General features: G+C 63.5%; 17 protein-coding genes. 9 read left to right on the forward strand and 8 right to left on the reverse strand.

Features of this window, described 5'->3' with window-relative positions; all coding sequences use genetic code 11:
* Positions 1–87 precede the first annotated feature (87 nt).
* From pnp to rimP, 7 genes are all read right to left on the reverse strand, one after another.
* Positions 88–2,199 carry a polyribonucleotide nucleotidyltransferase gene (gene pnp / locus DFO50_RS06815; RefSeq protein ID WP_028499888.1) on the reverse strand — a complete coding sequence of 704 codons (2,112 nt, stop codon included), beginning with the start codon at positions 2,197–2,199 and terminating at the stop codon, positions 88–90.
* Between the two features lie 211 nt (positions 2,200–2,410).
* Positions 2,411–2,680 carry a 30S ribosomal protein S15 gene (gene rpsO, locus DFO50_RS06820; RefSeq protein WP_028499889.1) on the reverse strand — a complete coding sequence of 90 codons (270 nt, stop codon included), beginning with the start codon at positions 2,678–2,680 and terminating at the stop codon, positions 2,411–2,413.
* A 71-nt stretch (positions 2,681–2,751) separates the two neighbouring features.
* Positions 2,752–3,693, reverse strand: coding sequence for a tRNA pseudouridine(55) synthase TruB (truB, locus tag DFO50_RS06825; protein WP_112692234.1), 942 nt, complete (start codon positions 3,691–3,693; stop codon positions 2,752–2,754).
* 69 nt (positions 3,694–3,762) lie between these two features.
* On the reverse strand, positions 3,763–4,170 hold the full coding sequence (gene rbfA, locus DFO50_RS06830) for a 30S ribosome-binding factor RbfA (protein ID WP_028499891.1): 408 nt from the start codon (positions 4,168–4,170) through the stop codon (positions 3,763–3,765).
* Positions 4,171–4,257: 87 nt separating this feature from the next.
* Positions 4,258–7,158, reverse strand: coding sequence for a translation initiation factor IF-2 (infB, locus tag DFO50_RS06835; RefSeq protein ID WP_028499892.1), 2,901 nt, complete (start codon positions 7,156–7,158; stop codon positions 4,258–4,260).
* A gap of 49 nt (positions 7,159–7,207) precedes the next feature.
* Entirely contained in the window at positions 7,208–8,704 is a 1,497-nt protein-coding gene (gene nusA / locus DFO50_RS06840; protein WP_028499893.1) for a transcription termination factor NusA, read from the reverse strand.
* Between the two features lie 72 nt (positions 8,705–8,776).
* Positions 8,777–9,202, reverse strand: coding sequence for a ribosome maturation factor RimP (gene rimP, locus DFO50_RS06845; RefSeq protein ID WP_028499894.1), 426 nt, complete (start codon positions 9,200–9,202; stop codon positions 8,777–8,779).
* 284 nt (positions 9,203–9,486) lie between these two features.
* Here rimP and DFO50_RS06850 point away from each other — a divergent pair, with 284 nt between their 5' ends.
* From DFO50_RS06850 to DFO50_RS06890, 9 genes are all read left to right on the forward strand, one after another.
* Positions 9,487–11,163: an AMP-binding protein gene (locus DFO50_RS06850; protein ID WP_028499895.1), complete on the forward strand. Its 1,677-nt coding sequence runs from the start codon at positions 9,487–9,489 to the stop codon at positions 11,161–11,163.
* Positions 11,164–11,499: 336 nt separating this feature from the next.
* Entirely contained in the window at positions 11,500–11,847 is a 348-nt protein-coding gene (locus DFO50_RS06855) for an arsenate reductase (protein ID WP_028499896.1), read from the forward strand.
* Positions 11,847–12,977, forward strand: coding sequence for a succinyl-diaminopimelate desuccinylase (gene dapE / locus DFO50_RS06860; RefSeq protein WP_028499897.1), 1,131 nt, complete (start codon positions 11,847–11,849; stop codon positions 12,975–12,977). Before DFO50_RS06855 ends, dapE begins: the two co-directional genes overlap by 1 nt.
* Positions 12,978–13,129: 152 nt before the next feature.
* Positions 13,130–13,753 carry a MarC family protein gene (locus DFO50_RS06865; protein WP_028499898.1) on the forward strand — a complete coding sequence of 208 codons (624 nt, stop codon included), beginning with the start codon at positions 13,130–13,132 and terminating at the stop codon, positions 13,751–13,753.
* Positions 13,754–13,809: 56 nt separating this feature from the next.
* Positions 13,810–14,817 (forward strand): isocitrate/isopropylmalate dehydrogenase family protein, encoded by a 1,008-nt coding sequence (locus DFO50_RS06870; RefSeq protein WP_112692235.1) that lies wholly within the window; start codon positions 13,810–13,812, stop codon positions 14,815–14,817.
* A gap of 132 nt (positions 14,818–14,949) precedes the next feature.
* Positions 14,950–17,211, forward strand: a complete 2,262-nt coding sequence (gene pflB, locus DFO50_RS06875) for a formate C-acetyltransferase (RefSeq protein ID WP_199489762.1) — start codon at positions 14,950–14,952, stop codon at positions 17,209–17,211.
* Complete coding sequence (gene pflA / locus DFO50_RS06880) at positions 17,208–17,939, forward strand: pyruvate formate-lyase-activating protein (protein WP_051528977.1); 732 nt, start codon at positions 17,208–17,210, stop codon at positions 17,937–17,939. The genes pflB and pflA overlap by 4 nt, the downstream gene beginning before the upstream one ends.
* Positions 17,940–18,151: 212 nt before the next feature.
* Positions 18,152–18,472, forward strand: coding sequence for a type II toxin-antitoxin system RelE/ParE family toxin (locus DFO50_RS06885; protein ID WP_146745021.1), 321 nt, complete (start codon positions 18,152–18,154; stop codon positions 18,470–18,472).
* Entirely contained in the window at positions 18,469–18,801 is a 333-nt protein-coding gene (locus DFO50_RS06890) for an addiction module antidote protein (RefSeq protein WP_028499902.1), read from the forward strand. The genes DFO50_RS06885 and DFO50_RS06890 overlap by 4 nt, the downstream gene beginning before the upstream one ends.
* A 497-nt stretch (positions 18,802–19,298) precedes the next feature.
* Here the strand turns inward: DFO50_RS06890 and DFO50_RS06895 are convergent, their stop codons facing one another.
* The gene (locus DFO50_RS06895; protein WP_028499903.1) at positions 19,299–20,072 is read right to left on the reverse strand and encodes a MetQ/NlpA family ABC transporter substrate-binding protein; all 774 of its coding nucleotides are present in this window, start codon (positions 20,070–20,072) and stop codon (positions 19,299–19,301) included.
* Between the last annotated feature and the right edge of the window lie 43 nt (positions 20,073–20,115).

Below are 20,115 nucleotides of genomic sequence, written 5' to 3' on the forward strand. Positions count from 1 at the left end.
ACTTGCAGAACAATTGCCGGTGTACAGCATATATGACAGACACAAAAAACCCGGCCTGATGGCCGGGTTTGCTTGCGGGGGAAGCGGTTATTGCTGGACGCCGGCTTCTTCGTTCAGCACTGCCTTGATCGACAGGCGGATACGACCGCGTTCGTCGGTTTCCAGTACCTTGACGCGTACCGGCTGACCTTCCTTCAGATGGTCGGCGACGTTGGCGATGCGTTCGTTGGCGATCTGGCTGATATGCACCAGACCGTCGCGGCCCGGCATGATCTGCACGATGGCGCCGACGTTCTTGTCGAGGATCTTGACCACGGTGCCGTCGTAGACCTTGCCCACTTCGACTTCGGCGGTGATTTCCTCGATGCGGCGCTTGGCTTCTTCAGCACCTTCGCCCGAGATCGAGGCGATGGTGATCAGGCCGTCGTCGGAGATGTCGATGCTGGTGCCGGTTTCTTCGGTCAGTGCACGGATCACCGAGCCACCCTTGCCGATCACGTCGCGGATCTTGTCCGGATTGATCTTCATGGTGTACAGGCGCGGTGCGTGTTCCGACAGTTCCTGCGGTTCGTCGATGGCCTGCTTCATCAGACCGAGGATGTGCAGACGGCCTTCCTTGGCCTGGTCCAGCGCCACGCGCATGATTTCCTTGGTGATGCCCTGGATCTTGATATCCATCTGCAGGGCGGTCACGCCGGCGTCGGTACCCGCAACCTTGAAGTCCATGTCGCCGAGGTGATCTTCGTCGCCGAGGATGTCGGTCAGCACCGCGAAGCGGCTGCCTTCCAGGATCAGGCCCATGGCGATGCCGGCCACGTGCGCCTTCAGCGGCACACCGGCGTTCATCAGGCTCAGGCAGCCACCGCAGACCGAGGCCATCGACGACGAGCCGTTCGATTCGGTGATCTCGCTGACCACGCGCATCGAGTAGCTGAAGTCTTCCTGCTTCGGCAGCACGGCGATCAGTGCGCGCTTGGCCAGACGGCCGTGGCCGATTTCGCGGCGCTTCGGCGGGCCCATGCGGCCGGTTTCACCGGTCGAGTACGGCGGGAAGTTGTAATGCAGCATGAAGCGTTCGGTGTATTCACCGGCCAGCGCGTCGATGATCTGCTCGTCCTGCTTGGTGCCCAGCGTGGTCACGGCCATGGCCTGGGTTTCACCACGGGTGAACAGCACCGAACCGTGGGCGCGCGGCAGCACGCCGGTGCGGATCGAGATCGGACGCACGGTGCGGGTATCGCGACCGTCGATGCGCGGTTCGCCGGCGAGAATCTGGCCACGCACGACTTCGGCTTCCAGATCCTTGAAGATGCCCTTGATCTGGTTGGCGCGCAGCGTGTCGGTGTCTTCGTTGATCAGCGCGGTCTTGACGTTGTTCCATGCTTCGTTCAGCGCCTGGCTGCGGGCCTGCTTCTGACGGATCTGGAACGCGGCGCCGATGTCGGCTTCGGCAATGGCCTTGATCTGGTTGACCAGTTCGGCGTCTTCGGCGGCCGGGGCCCAGTCGAACAGCACCGGGTTCACTTCGTCGGCCAGTTCGTTGATGGCGCGGATCGCAGCCTGCATCTGCTCATGGCCGAACACGACCGAGCCAAGCATCACGGTTTCCGGCAGTTCCTTGGCTTCCGATTCCACCATCAGCACGGCGGATTCGGTACCGGCAACGACCAGGTCCAGCTCGCTGGTGGCCAGTTCGGTGCGGGTCGGGTTCAGGATGTATTCGCCATTGGCGTAACCGACGCGGGCAGCGGCGATCGGGCCCTGGAACGGGGCGCCGGTCAGGATCAGCGCGGCGGAAGCGCCGAGCATGGCCGGGATGTCGGCATCGACTTCCGGGTTCAGCGACATGACGGTCGCAACGATCTGCACGTCATGGTAGAAGCCGGCCGGGAACAGCGGGCGGATCGGACGGTCGATCAGGCGGCAGGTCAGGATTTCCTTTTCGCTCTGCTTGCCTTCACGCTTGAAGAAGCCGCCCGGGATCTTGCCGGCGGCGTAGGTGCGTTCGTAGTAGTCGACGGTCAGCGGGAAAAAGTCCTGACCCGGCTTGACATTCTTGTTCACGGTCACGGCGACGAGGACGACGGTGTCGTCCATGGTGACGAGCACCGAGCCCTGGGCCTGGCGGGCGATTTCGCCGGTTTCCAGAGTGACGGTATGACGACCGTACTGGAAGGTCTTGCTGAATTTCTTGAACACGTTGCGGATTCCTTAACGCGGTTGGGAGATGCAACGGGAACCCCTACATTTCAGTGCTGACCACGCCGAAATGTAGAGGCTCACCCCGCTGCGGAGACGGGAGCGTCGCGCCTGGGCGCGCTCCGAAAGAACAGTGCCGGCAGCGCTGTTGCCACCGGACAAAACAAAAAGGCCGCAAACCAGAGTCTGCGACCTTTCCGTATCTACACGCTTACTTGCGCAGGCCCAGACGGGTGATCAGCGCACGGTAGGCTTCAGCGTCGTTGCGCTTCAGGTAGTCCAGCAGCTTGCGACGGCGGCTGACCATCTTCAGCAGACCACGACGGCTGTGGTGATCCTTGGTGTTGGCCTTGAAGTGCGGGGTCAGGTCGTTGATGCGAGCGGTCAGCAGCGCAACTTGCACTTCCGGGGAACCGGTATCGCCTTCAGCGCGTTGGAAATCCTTGACGATGACGGCTTTTTGATCGACGGAGATCGACATGTAAAACTCCAGATAAACAAGGGGTTTGAAACCCCGGTCAAGTACGGCGAGCCTTGACCCATCCGTACTCCCTAAGCGGACACGGGCTTGTTGGCCAGCATCCGGTTCGGCCACAACAGGTCATCCTTGCGGATTTCACCCAGACCGATAAACCGCCCGTCTTCTGTGTACAGGCGGAAGTCCCGGATTATTGCATCATTCTCCCCCGCCCGCACGGTATTTTGTGCGGCCAGCGCAGGCTGACCATGGCAGAGGCGGTGAATGTCGGCATCATCGAGCACCGTGCGCGGCAGATGGGCCACCAGCACGTCGGGCGGCATCAGCAGCCCGTCGCGCGCGTCTTCCGCCACCGCTTCCAGTGCGTCCAGCGTCAGCGCGTCGGCAACTTCAAAACCCGCCGTCCGCGTACGGCGCAGTCCGGTCAGATAGGCACCGCAGCCCAGCACGGCGCCAATGTCGGCGGCCAGCGTGCGCACATAAGTACCCTTGCTGCACTGGACATTGATCACGGCGGTGTCGCCGTCAAACCCGACCAGCTCGATCGAGTGGATGGTGATGCGGCGCACCTTGCGCTCAATCTCGATCCCCTCGCGCGCGTACTCGTACAGCGCCTTGCCCTGGAACTTCAGCGCCGAGTGCATCGGCGGCACCTGTTCAATCTCGCCGAGGAAGCCGTCGAGCACCTCGCGCAGCCGGTCGGCGTCAAAGTTCACCGGCCCGACCGGGGTAATCTCCCCCTCGGCATCCAGCGTGGTGCTGACCGCGCCGAAGCGGACGGTCGCACAATAGCCCTTGTCGGCGTCGAGCAGAAAGGCGGAGAACTTGGTCGCTTCGCCAAGGCAGACCGGCAGCAGGCCGGTGGCCAGCGGATCGAGCACGCCGGTATGACCGGCTTTCTGCGCACGGTACAGCCAGCGCACCCGTTGCAGGGCGGTGTTGCTCGACAGGTGCAGCGGTTTGTCGAGCAGAAAAACGCCGTCCACGGGACGGCGGGGAATGCGAACTTGGGTCATGGGTCCGGTGTCACCGGCCGGTGCGGACACCGGCCGGAAAAGGGGTTCGGATGAAAGTGGCGCGGCCCGTCAGGACTTCGCTTCGCCTTCGCCGGCGTCTTCGTCTTCGGGACGAAGCTCGGCGTCTTCCTGCGCGACCCGGTTCAGCAGCGCGTCCATGTACAGGCCGTGCTCGATCGAATGGTCGTAGACGAAATGCAGCTGCGGCACGGTGAAGATCTTGATCGTGCGCGCAATTTCGCTGCGCAGCCAGCCGGCGGCGCGGTCCAGCGTGTCCTGGGTTTCGCTCGGGTCTTCGGCATTCATCACCGTGTAGAACACCTTGGCGTGCGAATAGTCGCGCGTGACCTCGACACCGGTCAGCGTGATGAAGCCGACACGCGGATCCTTCAGCTCGGAACGGATCAGTTCCGCCAGCTCGCGCTGCATCTGGTCGGCAATCCGGTCGGCCCGGGAAAAGCCTTTTTTCTTCGGCATGTTCTGCCTCCTAAAACAAAAGCGGCGGGCTTTCGCCCGCCGCGGGCCGGAAGTGCCGTTGCCGGCACGTCCCGCCATCCATTGCCATTACAGCGTACGGGCGACTTCGACGATCTCGTAGGCTTCCAGATGATCGCCTTCGACCAGATCGTTGTAGTGCTTCATCATCAGACCGCACTCGAAGCCCTGCTTGACTTCCTTCGCGTCGTCCTTGAAGCGCTTGAGCGAGTCGAGTTCGCCATCGTGCACCACCACGTTGTTGCGGATGATGCGGATGCGCGACGTCTTCTTGACCACGCCGTCGATGACCATACAACCGGCGATGGTGCCGACCTTGGACACGACGAACAGCTGCCGCACTTCGACCATACCGGTGATTTCTTCCTTCTTCTCCGGCGCCAGCATGCCGGACAGGGCGGATTTCACCTCGTCGATCGCATCATAGATGATGTTGTAGTAGCGGATGTCGACACCGCTGGACTCGGCAGCCTTGCGGGCAGCCGCATCGGCGCGGGTGTTGAAGCCAATGATGACGGCGTTCGAGGCAGCGGCCAGGTTGACGTCCGACTCGGTGATGCCACCGACGCCCGAGTGCAGGATCTGCACGCGGACTTCGTCGGTCGACAGCTTTTGCAGGCTGCCGGCCAGCGCTTCGTACGAACCCTGCATGTCGGCCTTGATGATGAGCGGCAGCGAACGGACTTCGCCTTCGGCCATCTGCGCAAACATGTTTTCCAGCTTGGCGGCCTGCTGCTTGGCCAGACGCACGTCGCGGAACTTGCCGGCGCGGAACATCGCGATTTCGCGCGCTTTCTTTTCGTCGGTCAGCACCATGGCGTCTTCACCGGCAGCGGGCACGTCGGACAGGCCAAGAATTTCGACCGGAATGGCCGGACCGGCCTGGTCGATCTGCTTGCCGTTCTCGTCGAGCATGGCACGGACACGACCGAATGCGGTACCGGCCAGCACGATGTCACCCTTGCGCAGGGTACCCGACTGCACCAGCAGCGTGGCCACCGGGCCGCGGCCCTTGTCCAGACGCGCTTCGACGATGATGCCCTTGGCCGGGGCGTCGATCGGCGCCGTCAGCTCAAGCACTTCGGCCTGCAGCAGGATCGCTTCCAGCAGCGCATCGATATTGGTGCCCTGCTTTGCCGACACTTCGATGAACTGGGTATCACCACCCCAGTCTTCCGGCACGACTTCGTAGCTGACCAGTTCCTGGCGGATACGCTCGGGATTGGCACCTGCCTTGTCGATCTTGTTCACCGCGACCACGATCGGCACACCGGCCGCCTTGGCGTGGTTCACCGCTTCGATGGTCTGCGGCATCACGCCGTCGTCAGCCGCCACCACCAGCACGACGATGTCGGTCGCCTTCGCACCACGGGCACGCATGGCCGTAAAGGCTTCGTGACCCGGGGTGTCGAGGAAGGTGATCATGCCGCGCGGGGTTTCCACGTGGTAGGCACCGATGTGCTGGGTAATGCCGCCGGCTTCGCCTGCCGCCACCTTGGCGCGACGGATGAAGTCGAGCAGCGAGGTCTTGCCGTGGTCGACGTGACCCATGACGGTCACGACCGGTGCACGCGATTCCTGGCGGGCTTCTTCCTGGCCTTCCGGCTTTTCCAGATAAGCTTCCGGATCGTCGGTCTTGGCAGCCTTGGCGATATGGCCCATGTCCTCGACGATGATCATCGCCGTTTCCTGGTCCAGCACCTGGTTGATGGTCACCATCATGCCCATCTTCATCAGCGTCTTGATCACTTCGGCAGCTTTCACCGCCATCTTGTGGGCAAGATCACCAACGGTGATGGTTTCCGGCACCAGCACTTCATGCACGACCGGATCGGTCGGTGCCTGGAAGGCATGCTGGCCGGACTGCTGCTGGCGACGACCACCCTTGCGGCCGGTCTTCCAGCCACCGCCGGCGTCGCCGCCGCGGGTCTTCAGACCACCACGCTTCTTGTTGTCGTCACGGCTGTCACGATGACCACCTGCGGCACCCTTCTTGGCACCGCCGGCCGGACGCCGGTCTTCACCAGCCGGAGCCGGACGGGCCGCGCCGCCTGCCGCACCCGGCGCAGGACGTGCACCACCCGGAGCCGGACGCGCGCCACCCGCTGCGGCGGGGCGAGCCCCGGCCGCCGGACGGGCGCCTGCAGCCGGACGCGCCGCGGGTGCGGCAGCCGGGGCTGCGGCACGCGGGGCTTCGACCGGCTTCGGACGTGCGGCTTCTTCCGCCTTCTGCTGGGCGGCCAGTTTGGCTGCCATGCGGCGGGATTCGCGTTCCTGGCGTTCGCGGATCAGTGCTTCCTGGCGCGAGCGCAGTTCGGCCTGACGACGTTCGTCAGCCGCGCGCAGCGCGATTTCCTCATCGCTGAGGATGGAGATCGGGCGAGCCGGAGCGGCTTCAGCCGGCGCTTCCTTTGCCGGCTCGGCAGCGGCTTCCTTCTTCGCTTCGGCCCTGGCCGGTGCCGGCTTGCTGTCGGCCACCGGGGCAGCGGCAACCGGCGCCGGGGCGGCAGGCGCCTCGGCCGGGGCAGCTTCCGGCTTGGCGGCAGCCGCTTCCGGCCGGGCCTCGACCACCGGTTCCGGGCGCGTTTCGACGACCGGTTCCGGGCGGGCTTCAACCACCGGGGCCGGCGTCACGTCGGCGACCGGCGCGGCTTCGGCTGCGGCGGTTTCCGCAGCAGCGTCTTCCGGGCGAACCAGCGTGCGTTTCTTCTTCACTTCCACCTGGATGGTGCGCGAGCGGCCAGCGGCGTCATTGGCGCGAATCTCGCTGGTTTCCTTGCGCTTCAGCATCACGCGACCCTTGTCGCCGCGCCCACCGCGCAGAAATTCCAGCAGACGTGCCTTGTCCTCACGCGACAGCGTGTCATCAATCGAGCTTTTTGCAACGCCGGCTGATCTCAGCTGCTCGAGCAACTGCTCGGGCTGCATTTTCAGCTCGCCGGCGAACTGTTTCACATTCGTCTCAAGCATGCGGTTTCCTGTTCAATCCTTCGTATCCGGTCGTCCGGTCCGCCGGGCGTCAATTCTGTTCGAACCAGTGCTCACGCGCCTTCATGATCAGGGCACGCGCTTCTTCTTCGGTGATGTTGGTCATGTCGGCGAGTTCGTCGACAGCCAGGTCGGCCAGGTCATCGCGGGTGACGATGCCGTTGTCCACCAGCTTGACCAGGATTTCCTGGTTGAGGCCTTCCAGCTTGCGAAGTTCCTCTTCGACGCTGTTGACCTTTTCTTCCGACGCAATGGCCTGCGTCAGCAAGGCTTCGCGAGCACGGCTGCGCAACTCGTTGACCGTGTCCTCATCGAAAGCGGCAATGCCCAGCATTTCCTCGACCGGCACATAGGCGATTTCCTCCAGGGAGGTAAAGCCCTCGGCCACCAGCACTTCGGCCACATCGGCGTCGACGTCGAGATTGTCCATGAACAACTGGCGCATCGCGGCGTACTCGACCTCGGTCTTTTCCTCGGCTTCGGCGACGGTCATGATGTTCAGCACCCAGCCGGTCAGCTCGGACGCCAGACGCACGTTCTGGCCGCCACGGCCGATCGCCAGCGCCAGCTGGCCCTCGTCGACCACGACATCCATCGAGTGGTTGTCTTCGTCGACCAGGATGCGTTCGACTTCTGCCGGGGACAGCGCGTTGATCACATACTGGATGATGTCGCCGGCCCACAGCACGATGTCGACGCGTTCGCCGGCCAGCTCGCCGGTGACGGCCTGGACGCGGGAACCCCGCATGCCGATACACGTGCCCTGCGGGTCGATGCGCGGGTCGTTCGCCTTGACGGCGATCTTGGCGCGGCTGCCCGGATCACGGGCGCAGCCACGGATTTCCAGCAGTTCGTCCTCGATCTCCGGCACTTCCTGCTTGAACAGTTCGACCACGAACTGCGAAGCCGTACGCGACAGGATGATCTGCGGCCCGCGACCGGTACGGTCGACGCGCAGCAGATAGGCCTTGACGCGGTCGCCCACGCGCAGGTTTTCCTTCGGGATCTGCTGCTCGCGCGGCAGCAGGGCTTCGAGCTTGCCCAGGTCGACGATCACGTTGCCACGCTCGATGCGCTTGATCGTGCCGGAAACCAGCATCTCGTTACGGTCGAGGAAATCGGTCAGGATCTGCTCGCGTTCGGCATCGCGGATGCGTTGCAGGATGACCTGCTTCGCGGTCTGCGCGCCGATGCGGCCAAATTCGACCGGCTCGACCGGTTCTTCCTTTACAGTGCCCACAACCGGTTCGACGCCGAATTCCTCGGCGTCGGACATGGCGATCTGCCGGCTGGGGAATTCGTGGTCGTTGTCTTCGACCACCGTCCAGCGGCGATAGGTTTCATATTCGCCAGACACGCGATCGATGTGCACGCGCACATCGATCTCGTCCTGACTGATCTTGTCCTGGCTGATTTTCTTTTTGGTTGCTGAGGCCAGCGCCATTTCCAGCGCGCTGAACACAATATCCTTGCTGACGTTCTTTTCACGCGCCAGCGCATCTACCAGCAGCAAAATTTCGCGACTCATGCATTCCTCCGAATTCTTGTCACCGCATCCCGGCCCACATCGGCCGACGGCCGCTTCGCCCGTTCTCCCCGATCAGAACTCGGGGTCGAGCCGCGCCTTGTCGATGCTGGCGAACGGAATGGACACACGCTCGCCATCGATATCGATATCCACATTCCCGTCGACGAGTCCGATCAGCACGCCGGCAAAATTCTTGCGTTGCCCGACCAGCACACGCGTCTTGATCTTGACCCGCTCGCCGGCGAAGCGGATATAGTCCGCCTCTTTCTTCAATGGGCGATCCAGCCCTGGCGAACTGACTTCCAGTCGCTCATAGTCCACGTTTTCGACGCTGAACAGGCGTGTCAGGTGATTGCTCACCGAAACGCAATCGTCCAGCGTGATTCCCGCCGGGCAATCGATGAACACGCGCATGCCGCCCCCTCGGGCCAGCTCGAAATCGACTAGTTCATACCCCAGGCCAGGCAGGGTATTTTCCAACAGCGTACGAACATCCATCCAATAGTTTCCGGAAATAAAAAATGGGCGAAACGCCCATCCCTAAACGATCGGATCATAACAGCTATCCGCGTCAAAGGAAACACTGTCCCCACAAGCGCTTACGCGTCGCCGACCACCGGCCCGGGCGCGCAACGCGCTTTGACGCGCAGGAAACTCCACGGCTATAGTCTCGATGTCAAACGATCGTTTGGTACACTGCAGCATGGTCATACACGACCCATACTAAATACGATCCGCTGCCGCCATCCGGCAGGCCACGCGGACAAGAGGAGGATGCATCCATGGACAAACCCTGGCTCAAGAACTATCAAAGCGGCGTCGCCACCGACATCGACATGAATACGTTCCAGTCGATCTCCGAAGTGTTCGCGCGCGCGGTCGGAAAATTCAGCGACCGCCCTGCCATGGCCAATATGGGCAAGATACTCAGCTATGCAGAACTGGATGCGAACACCCGCCATTTCGCGTCCTACCTGCAGCACACGCTGAAGCTGCCGCGCGGCAGCCGCGTGGCGATCATGATGCCCAACCTGCTGCAGTACCCGATCTGCGTATTCGGCATCCTGCGTGCCGGCTACACGGTGGTGAACGTCAACCCGCTGTATACGCCGCGTGAACTCGAGCACCAGCTGCACGATGCCGATGTCGCCGCCATCGTCATCGTCGAGAACTTCGCCCATGTACTGGACCAGGTGCTGGCCCGCACGCCGCTGAAGCACGTGATCGTCACCGGCATCGGCGACATGCTCGGCTTCCCGAAGCGCGCGCTGGTCAACTTCGTCATCCGCAACGTCAAGAAGATGGTACCGCCGTACCGGCTGACCGGCCACATCCGCTTCCTCGATGCGCTGTCCATCGGCAGCCGGCAGGCGCCGGACCCGGTCGCGCTCGGCCATGACGACATCGCCTTCCTTCAGTACACCGGCGGCACCACCGGCGTGGCCAAGGGCGCAATGCTGACGCACGGCAATATCGTCGCCAACATGCTGCAGGCCGGCGCATGGGTGAAACCGGTCGTGCGCGAAGGCCAGGAAATCATCATCACTGCGCTGCCGCTGTATCACATCTTCTCGCTGACGGCGAACCTGATGGTGTTCACCGAACTGGGCGCACTGAACGTCCTGATCACCAATCCGCGCGACATTGCCGGCTTTATCAAGGACATCAAGAAGTACCCGGTCACGTCGATCACCGGCGTCAACACGCTGTTCAATGCCCTGCTGCACCATCCGGACTTCAAGACGATCGATTTCAGCACCTGGCGCATGGCGCTGGGCGGCGGGATGGCAGTGCAGCGCGCGGTTGCCGAACGCTGGAAGGAGGTCACCGGCGTGCCGCTGATCGAGGCCTACGGTCTGACTGAAACCAGCCCGGCCGCGTGCATGAACCCGCTGAACCTGTCCGAGTACAACGGCAATATCGGCCTGCCGGTCCCGTCGACCGACATCGAAATCCGCTCGCCGGATGGTCAGCCGCTGGGCTTCAACGAGCCGGGCGAGCTGTTCATCAAGGGCCCGCAGGTCATGAAGGGTTACTGGCGGCGTCCGGACGAGACCGCCAAGGTGCTCGGCGCCGACGGTTTCCTGGCCACCGGCGACATGGCCGTGATCAGCGAGGACGGTTTCATCAAGCTGGTCGACCGCAAGAAGGACATGATCCTGGTGTCCGGTTTCAACGTCTATCCGAACGAGATCGAGGATGTCGTCGCATCGATGCCGAGGGTGCTGGAAGTCGCCTGCATCGGGGTGCCGAGCGAGAAGTCCGGTGAAATCGTCAAGATTTTCGTGGTGCGCAAGGACCCGGCCCTGACCGAAAAGGACGTGCTCGACTACTGCCGCGAAAACCTGACGGCCTACAAGGTTCCGAAGCAGGTCGAGTTCCGCGACGAACTGCCGAAGACCAACGTCGGCAAGATCCTGCGCCGCGCACTGCGTGACGAGGAAACCGCTAGGGCGTAATGTACGGCCGCGACGCTTGTGGACAGTCTGCCGCCCGCGCCCCGCGCGGGCGGGACTGCTCCCAGGGCGGGCACCATCTGCCTCAGTGGCGTCGGTGCATGCCCGACTGACAGAAAATATTGTGAGCACGGCAGTCTGCCTGATTGAGCCCTGCCTCTTCCGTCCCCGCCGCCGCGGGGAAACCTCGCTGCGCTCGTCCGTTCTTCGTCGCGACGCTTGTGGACAGTCTGTCGCCCGCGCCCCGCGCGGCCGCTTTTTTATGTTGTCCGGCGTGCTATAGTCGCCGCGCCTGATTTCCCGGCACTGCCCCCGATCCCGAAGACGAAACCGATTTCAATGAGCACCCTTTACGGCATCCCCAATTGCAGCACGGTCAAAAAGGCCCGCGCCTGGCTCGACAGCCACGCGCAGCCGGTCACCTTTCATGATTTCAAGAAAGCGGGCCTGACGCGCGCGGACGTCGAGCGCTGGCTCGAACAGCAGCCGCTTTCGGTGCTGATCAACCGCAAGGGCACCACCTGGCGTGCACTGGACGAAGCGCAAAAGGCGGCCGCAGACGAGCGGGACAGTGCCATCGAACTGATGCTGGCCCGGCCGTCGCTGATCAAGCGCCCGGTACTGGAACATGGCGGCCGCGTGCTGGTCGGTTTTGACGAAACGGTTTACGCCGGGGTATTCGCCTGATGAATCCGACGCTCTCTCTTGCCTGCGACCTGATCGCGCGCGATTCGACCACGCCGGCCGATGCCGGCTGCCAGGAACTGATGATCGAGCGACTGGCCCGCGCCGGATTCACCATCGAGCGCATGCGTTTCGCCGATGTGGACAATTTCTGGGCCCGCCGCGGCAGCGACGGTCCGCTGCTGTGCTTTGCCGGCCATACCGACGTGGTGCCGACCGGCCCGCTGGACGCCTGGCATTCGGCACCGTTCACGCCGACGATCCGCGACGGCCACCTGTTCGGTCGCGGCGCCGCAGACATGAAAGCCTCGCTGGCCGCCTTCATCACCGCAATCGAGGACTTCGTTGCCGCCCATCCGGACCATCGCGGTTCGATCGCGCTGCTGATCACCTCGGACGAAGAAGGCATCGCCACCCACGGCACACGGCAGGTAGTCGAAACCCTGGCGGCACGCAATGAACGGATCGACTGGTGCGTGGTCGGCGAACCGACATCGGCGAAAACCTTTGGCGATACGGTCAAGAACGGCCGGCGCGGATCGCTGTCCGGCAAGCTGGTGGTCAAGGGCATCCAGGGCCATATCGCCTACCCGCATCTGGCGCGCAACCCGGTGCACCTGCTGGCGCCGGCACTGGCCGAACTGGCCGCCGTCAGATGGGATGACGGCAACGCCGATTTTCCGCCAACCAGCTGGCAGGTATCGAACCTGCATGCCGGTACCGGCGCGACCAACATCATTCCCGGCACCGCCGAGCTGATGTTCAATTTCCGCTTCTCGACCGAGCACAGTGCCGACAGTCTGAAGGAACGCGTGCATGCGATTCTGGACCGGCACGGTCTGGACTATGATCTGGACTGGACCCTGTCCGGCAACCCGTTCCTGGCCCGCACCGGCCGGCTGATCGAGGCGGTCAGTGCCGCCATCGAGGCCACGACCGGCCAGCGCCCGGCGCTGAACACCACCGGCGGCACGTCGGATGGCCGTTTCATCAAGGATATCTGCCCCGAAGTGATTGAATTCGGCCCGCTGAACGCCACAATCCACAAACTCAATGAATGCGTGGCGGTCGACGATGTTGCCCGCCTGTCCGAGGTCTACCGACGCACCCTGGTCGCCCTGCTGGCCGACTGAGCAGCGCCTGAAGGCGCCGGCCCTCCACTGTTTCACCACGCCTTTCGCCGCCGCGAAGGGCGAGCCCCGCTGCCGCCGTCAGCGGGGCGTCGTCATTGCACCGGGAGCCGGCGGCCCCGGTATTTCTCTTACCGTCGAACCATAATACGAACATGGAAGTCCTGAAAATATTCATTGCGCTGCTGGTGCTGGTCAACCCGCTCGGCGCCATCCCGATCTTTATCGGCCTGACGCCGAACGCGTCGCTGGACGAGCGCAACAAGATCGCCCTCACCGCCTCCAAGGCGGTGGCCATCGTCATGGTGCTGTTCGTCCTGATCGGCGACGGCATGCTGAAATTCCTCAACATCAGCGTCGGCTCGTTCCAGGTCGGCGGCGGCATCCTGATGATGCTGATCGCCATCGCCATGATGAATGCCAAGTCGGCGCCGACCAAGACCACCAAGCAGGAGCAGGAAGAGGCCGAGTTCAAGACCAATGTCGCCGTGGTCCCGCTCGCCATTCCGCTGATGACCGGCCCGGGCACGATCTCGACCATCATCATCTACGCCAGCACGGCCAAGAACTGGATGCACCTCGGCCAGCTGATGATCGCCTGCCTGCTGTGCGCCGCCACCTGCTTTGCCGCCCTGCGCGCCGCCACGCCGATCAGCCGCATGCTCGGCCAGACCGGCATCAATATCGTCAACCGGGTCATGGGCATGGTGCTGGCAGCGGTTTCGGTCGAAGTGATCGTCAACGGCCTGTACAGCCTGTTCCCGAAACTGGCCGGCTGAGCGGACAGGCAGACGCTACAATCATCCGTATCGCATAAGCAACGGATGGTTCCGCCGTGTCTCCCCTCTCCCTTTGCGTGATCGCCGGCGACGGCATTGGTCGTGAAGTCGTGCCGGCGGCCTGCCGGGTGCTGGCACGCCTGCGTCCCGATATCGGCATGATCGAGGCCGAGGCCGGCTGGGACACGTTTCAGCGCGTCGGCCAGGCCCTGCCCGACGCCACCCTGGCCACGGCGCGCGCCTGTGGCGCCGTGCTGTTCGGCGCCGTATCGTCGCCATCACACAGGGTCGACGGCTATCGCTCGCCGATCGTCGCGCTGCGCCGTGCGCTGGATACCCATGCCAATCTGCGACCGGTCAGGCCGCTGGGCGGCATCGGGCGTCCGGATGTCGATCTGCTGATCGTGCGCGAGAACACCGAAGACCTGTATATCGGCGAGGAGCGCAGCGATGGCGACACTGCCGAGGCCATCAAGCGCATTACCCGCCATGCCAGCGAGCGGGTCGGCCGCGTGGCCGCCCGGCTTGCCGCCGGGCGCGGCGGCAGACTGACCATCGTCCACAAGGCCAATATCCTGCCGCTGACCGACGGCCTGTTCCGCGACAGCGTCCGCGCCGCAGCCAGTGGCTGGCCGGCGCTGACGCTCGACGAATGCCTGGTCGACACCGCCGCGCTGCGCCTGGTCCAGCACCCGGAACACTTCGACGTGCTGGTCGCGCCGAATCTGTACGGCGACATTCTGTCCGACCTGGCCGCTGCCCATGCCGGCGGCCTCGGCCTTGCCGCATCGCTGAATCTCGGCGAACAGTGCGCCATCGCCGAACCGGTGCATGGCTCGGCCCCCGATATCGCCGGACGCGGCATCGCCAACCCCGCCGCCACCTTCGCCTCGCTGGCCCTGCTGCTGCGCCACCACTGGCGCGATGCGGACAGCGCGTCCCGGCTGGATGCCGCCATCGACCGCGTGCTGGCACAGGGAATCCGCACACCGGACCTTGGCGGCGACGCCAGCTGCGAGCAGGTGACCCGGGCCGTCTGCGACGCCGTGCTTGCCAGCCGCTGATTTGCGCAAACGAACCCGCAACGAACAAAATCGCGGGCAATAATTTGATAAAACGCAAAAAATTGCCCCGGACAGGCGCGATAATGAATCAGATTCTCTTCATATGTATTCGTTTCCGAAACGGAGCCTGCCATGAACGCGCGCGACACGATGCTCTCTCCCTCCATTGATCCCTGGACGGGTTTCGCTCCCGGCGTCTGGCAGCAGCAAGTGGACGTCCGCGACTTCATTCAGCGCAACTACACACCCTACGACGGCGACGAGCGCTTTCTGGCGCCGGCCACCGAGCGGACCCGGGCACTGTGGCAGGCACTCGGCAGCTTGCTGGCACAGGAACGCGAACGCGGCGTGCTCGATGTATCGACCGACAGGCCGGCCGGCATCACCGCTCATGCGGTGGGGTATATCGACCGCGGGCAGGAACTGATTGTCGGCCTGCAGACCGATGCGCCACTGAAACGCGCCATCATGCCGAATGGCGGCCTGCGCATGGTCGAAAGCGGGCTGAAGGCCTATGGCTTCGAGCTCGATCCGGCCATCCGCGACATCTGGACCCGCCATCGCAAGAGCCATAACCAGGGCGTGTTCGACATCTACAGCCCTGACGTGCTGGCCGCGCGCAAGTCGGCCATCATCACCGGGCTGCCGGACGCCTATGGTCGCGGCCGCATCATCGGCGATTACCGGCGCGTCGCGCTGTATGGGACAGACGTGCTGCGCGAGCACAAACAGCACGAATTCCATGCGCTGGACAACAGCGTGTTTACCGATGACGTCATGCGCCTGCGCGAGGAACTCAGCGAGCAGTGGCGCGCGCTGGACGAATTGCGGCAGATGGCCGCCAGCTATGGTTTCGATATCAGCCGCCCGGCAGCCACTGCCCGCGAAGCGGTGCAATGGACTTATTTCGCCTATCTGGCCGCCGTCAAGGAGCAGAACGGGGCCGCAATGTCGATCGGCCGCATCTCGACCTTCCTCGACATCTACCTGCAGCGTGATCTCGACGCCGGCCTGCTCGACGAAGCCGGCGCGCAGGAGCTGGTCGACGATCTGGTCATCAAGCTGCGCATAGTCCGCTTCCTGCGCACGCCGGAATACGACCAGCTGTTTTCCGGCGACCCGACCTGGGTAACCGAATGCGTCGGTGGCATCGGCGAGGATGGCCGTCCGCTGGTAACCCGCAACAGTTTCCGTTTCCTCAACACCCTGTACAACCTCGGCCCGGCGCCGGAACCGAACCTGACCGTGCTGTGGAGCGTGCAGCTGCCGCGCGGCTTCAAGGACTTCGCGGCCCGGGTGTCGATCGAAACCAGTTCGATCCAGTACGAAAACGATGACCTGATGCGGCCGAAATGGGGCGACGACTACGGTATCGCCTGCTGCGTGTCGGCCATGCGCATTGGCAAGCAGATGCAGTTCTTCGGCGCGCGCGCCAATCTGGCCAAGGCCCTGCTGTATGCAATCAACGGCGGCGTCGATGAAAAGAGTGGCGTCACCGTCGCCACCGGTTTCGAGCCGATCCGCAGCGACGTCCTCGACTACGACGAGGTAATGGCAAAGTTCGACCCGATGATGGACTGGCTGGCCGCAACCTACGTCAAGGCGCTGAACAGCATCCACTACATGCACGACAAGTACGCGTACGAACGCATCGAGATGGCGCTGCACGACCGCGACATCGTCCGCACCATGGCCTGCGGCATCGCCGGGCTGTCGGTCGCGGCCGATTCGCTGTCGGCCATCCGCCATGCCACCGTCCACGTGATCCGCAACGAGGCCGGCCTTGCCGTCGACTTCCGCATCGATGGCGACTACCCGGCCTACGGCAACAATGACGACCGTGCCGACCGCATCGCCGTGGCACTGACGGAAAGCTTCATGCGCAAGATCGCCGCGCAGCCGTATTTCTATCGCCATGCAAAACCGACCCAGTCAGTGCTGACCATCACCTCGAATGTGGTGTACGGCAAGAAGACCGGCAATACGCCGGACGGCCGCCGCGATGGCGAACCGTTTGCACCGGGCGCCAATCCGATGAACGGCCGCGACGTCAAAGGCTTTGTCGCCGCCGGCGCCTCGGTAGCCAAGATCCCGTATGACGCGGCGCTGGACGGCATCAGCTGGACCGCGTCGGCAACGCCGGACGCACTGGGTCGCAGCGATGCCGAGCGCATCCGCAATCTGGGCAACTGCCTGGACGGTTTCGCTGCCGCCGGCGGCTTCCATGTCAACGTCAACGTGTTCAGGCGCGAGACGCTGGTCGATGCCATGCAGCACCCGGAACGCTATCCGCAGCTGACCATCCGCGTGTCCGGTTATGCGGTGAATTTCATCAAGCTGACCCGCGAGCAGCAGCTGGACGTGATCAACCGGACTTTCCACGGTGCGATGTGAACGACTGTGGCTACCTGCATTCGGTAGAAAGCGGCGCGGCGGCTGACGGGCCGGGCGTCCGGCTGGTTTTCTTCCTGTCCGGCTGCCAGTTCCGCTGCCTGTACTGTCACAACCCGGATACCTGGAAGCTGCATCACGGCCGACCGGTCACGGTCGACCAGGCCATGGCCGAGGTCGAACCGCTGGCCGGCTTTCTGCGCCTGACCGGCGGCGTCACCATCTCCGGCGGCGAACCGCTGATGCAAGCGGCGTTCGCCGGCGCGCTGTTCCGGCGCTGCCGGGCGCTCGGCCTGCATACGGCACTGGATACCCAGGGTTTTCTGCATGCCGACGTCAGCGACGACTGGTTCGATCCGGTCGATCTGGTGCTGCTCGACATCAAGCACAGCGACCCGGCCCGCTACCAGGCGCTGACCGGCCAGCCGCTGCAACCGACACTGGACTTCGCCCGCCGGCTGGTCCGGCTCGGCAAGAAGATGTGGATCCGCTACGTGCTGGTGCCGGGCTGTACCGATGACGTCGCCGATGTCGAGCGGCTGGCCGACTTTGTCGCCACGCTCGGCGATGCGGTCGAGCGCGTCGACATCCTGCCGTTCCACCAGCTCGGCGCACACAAGTGGGCCGAACTCGGCCTCGACTACCGGCTGGCGGACACCTGTCCGCCGTCACCGGCGCTGCTGGCCCGCGTCCAGCGCCAGTTCGCGGACCGGGGCCTGACGGTGTATTGATTACCGGCTGCGATCTGTCTCGGCCAAGCCACAGATCGACCCTCGCCAGCCCCCTGCGCTGGCGTCGCTGCCGGCACTTGTCCCAGTCTCTACCGGGCATGCGGCACGGCGGCTGTCGGCGCCCCCTCCTCCCCGGATTGCTTCCCTTTCCCGCTGCATGCGCTCACTCATTCATTTTGTAATTTATAAGTTACAATAAGGTGTGCATGGCCATGGAACTCCATCGTTATCAATGTCCCGATGGCACCATCCCGCTGACAAACTGGCTGGACGGACTACGGGATGCACGACTAAGAGCGAAGCTGGAAATCCGTTTCCGCAGGCTAAGTACAGGGTTGCTGGGTGACATCAAGCCTGTTGGCGAAGGGGTGCTGGAACTCCGTGAGAATTGGGGTGCCGGTTACCGCGTCTACCTGGGCCGACATGGCACGCAGCTTGTCGTCCTGCTGTGTGGAGGCGACAAGCGCACCCAGGATGCAGATATCAGGCAGGCCAGAGAATACTGGCGAGACTGGAAGCAGAGGAATACATGAGTACAAAAAAGCATGTCGCTTCGGTACCTCACCATGAAGCAACACTCGCTGAACTGCGCACAGACCGCGCTTTTGCTGTCGAGTACCTGAGACTGGCACTGGAAGAACTGGATGATCCGGGCCACCGCGCGGCCGGCCTGCTGGCACTGCGCGATGTAGCGGAAGCGCATGGCGGACTGGCCGCCATTGCACAGGAAGCTGGTATTACCCGTGAGGCGCTGTACCGCGCCTTGTCGCCCAATGGCAACCCGACGCTGAAAACCCTGCTGGCTGTACTGCACGCAGTGGGAATGCGACTGTCTGTCGCGCCCGCTCCCGCGCACGACTGACATCACCCCGCCCGAAGCTGGCTATCCCGCTTTGTGGGTGAAAAGAGTGGTGTCAGGGCGGCATGAAAAAACCGCCCCCGGTTGAGACAGGAGGCGGTTTTTCGTATTGGTGCCCGAGGCCGGGGTCGAACCGGCACGACCGAAGTCGAGGGATTTTCTTGCCACTTCGGCTTTCGCCGCCAGCGCAAGCGCTGTTCGTGGTCTGGAGCACGCCTTCACCATAGCCTTGCGGCCACAGGTGCCCGCCGTCTGCTCTCTACACCTTCCCGCGAATCGGATGATCCGGGGCTTGGCTCGGCGTTGGCTCGGCTGCATGACAGCCAGGGCGTTCACCGAATTTGACGGGCGTCACCTTCGGGGTTTCCCCCGGAGGGCTCAAATTTTCAAGTCCCTTGTGTCTACCAGTTTCACCACTCGGGCTGGCAGGGGGCAGATTCTAACCGACCTGCCCATCGCCGGCAAAGACGCCGGCGTCGGGCAGATCAGCGTTCAGGCGCTCAGAAGGCCGGAACGATCGCGCCCTGGTACTTTTCCTGCAGGAATTTCTTCACGGCCGGGCTGGTCAGGGCAGCAGCCAGCTTCTTCATTGCCGGCGACTTGGCATTGTCCGGGCGGGCAACCAGGATGTTCACGTACGGCGACTGCTTGCCTTCGATCGCCAGCGCATCCTTGGTCGGGTTCAGCTTGGCGGCCAGCGCGTAGTTGGTGTTGATCAGCGCCAGATCGACCTGATCCAGCACGCGCGGCAGCGTGGCGGCTTCCAGTTCCTTGAACTTCAGGTTCTTCGGGTTGCTGGCGATGTCCTTGGGGGTGGCCAGGATGTTGCTCGGGTTCTTCAGCTTGATGACCTTGGCCTTGTCCAGCAGCAGCAGCGCGCGGCCACCATTGGTCGGGTCGTTCGGGATTGCGACCACGGCGCCGGACTTCAGGTCGGCCAGCTTCTTGATCCTGGTCGAGTAGGCGCCGAACGGTTCGACGTGCACGCCGACCACCGACACCAGATTGGTGCCCTTGCCCTTGTTGAACTCGTCCAGGTACGGCTTGTGCTGGAAGAAGTTGGCATCCAGGCGCTTCTCGGCGACCTGCACGTTCGGTTGCACGTAGTCGGTGAACACCTTGACTTCCAGATCGACGCCTTCCTTGGCCAGGACCGGCTTGACGAATTCGAGGATTTCCGCGTGCGGCACGGCGGTGGCAGCCACGGTCAGTTTGTCAGCGGCGTGAACCTGGAACGCGGCGACGGTAGCGAGTACAGCGAGCAGTTTTTTCATGACAAGCCTTTTTGGGACGAGAGAGGACACCCGGTCCCACGGA

It is taken from the genome of Microvirgula sp. AG722, from assembly GCF_003269145.1.
Lineage (GTDB): Bacteria > Pseudomonadota > Gammaproteobacteria > Burkholderiales > Aquaspirillaceae > Microvirgula > Microvirgula aerodenitrificans.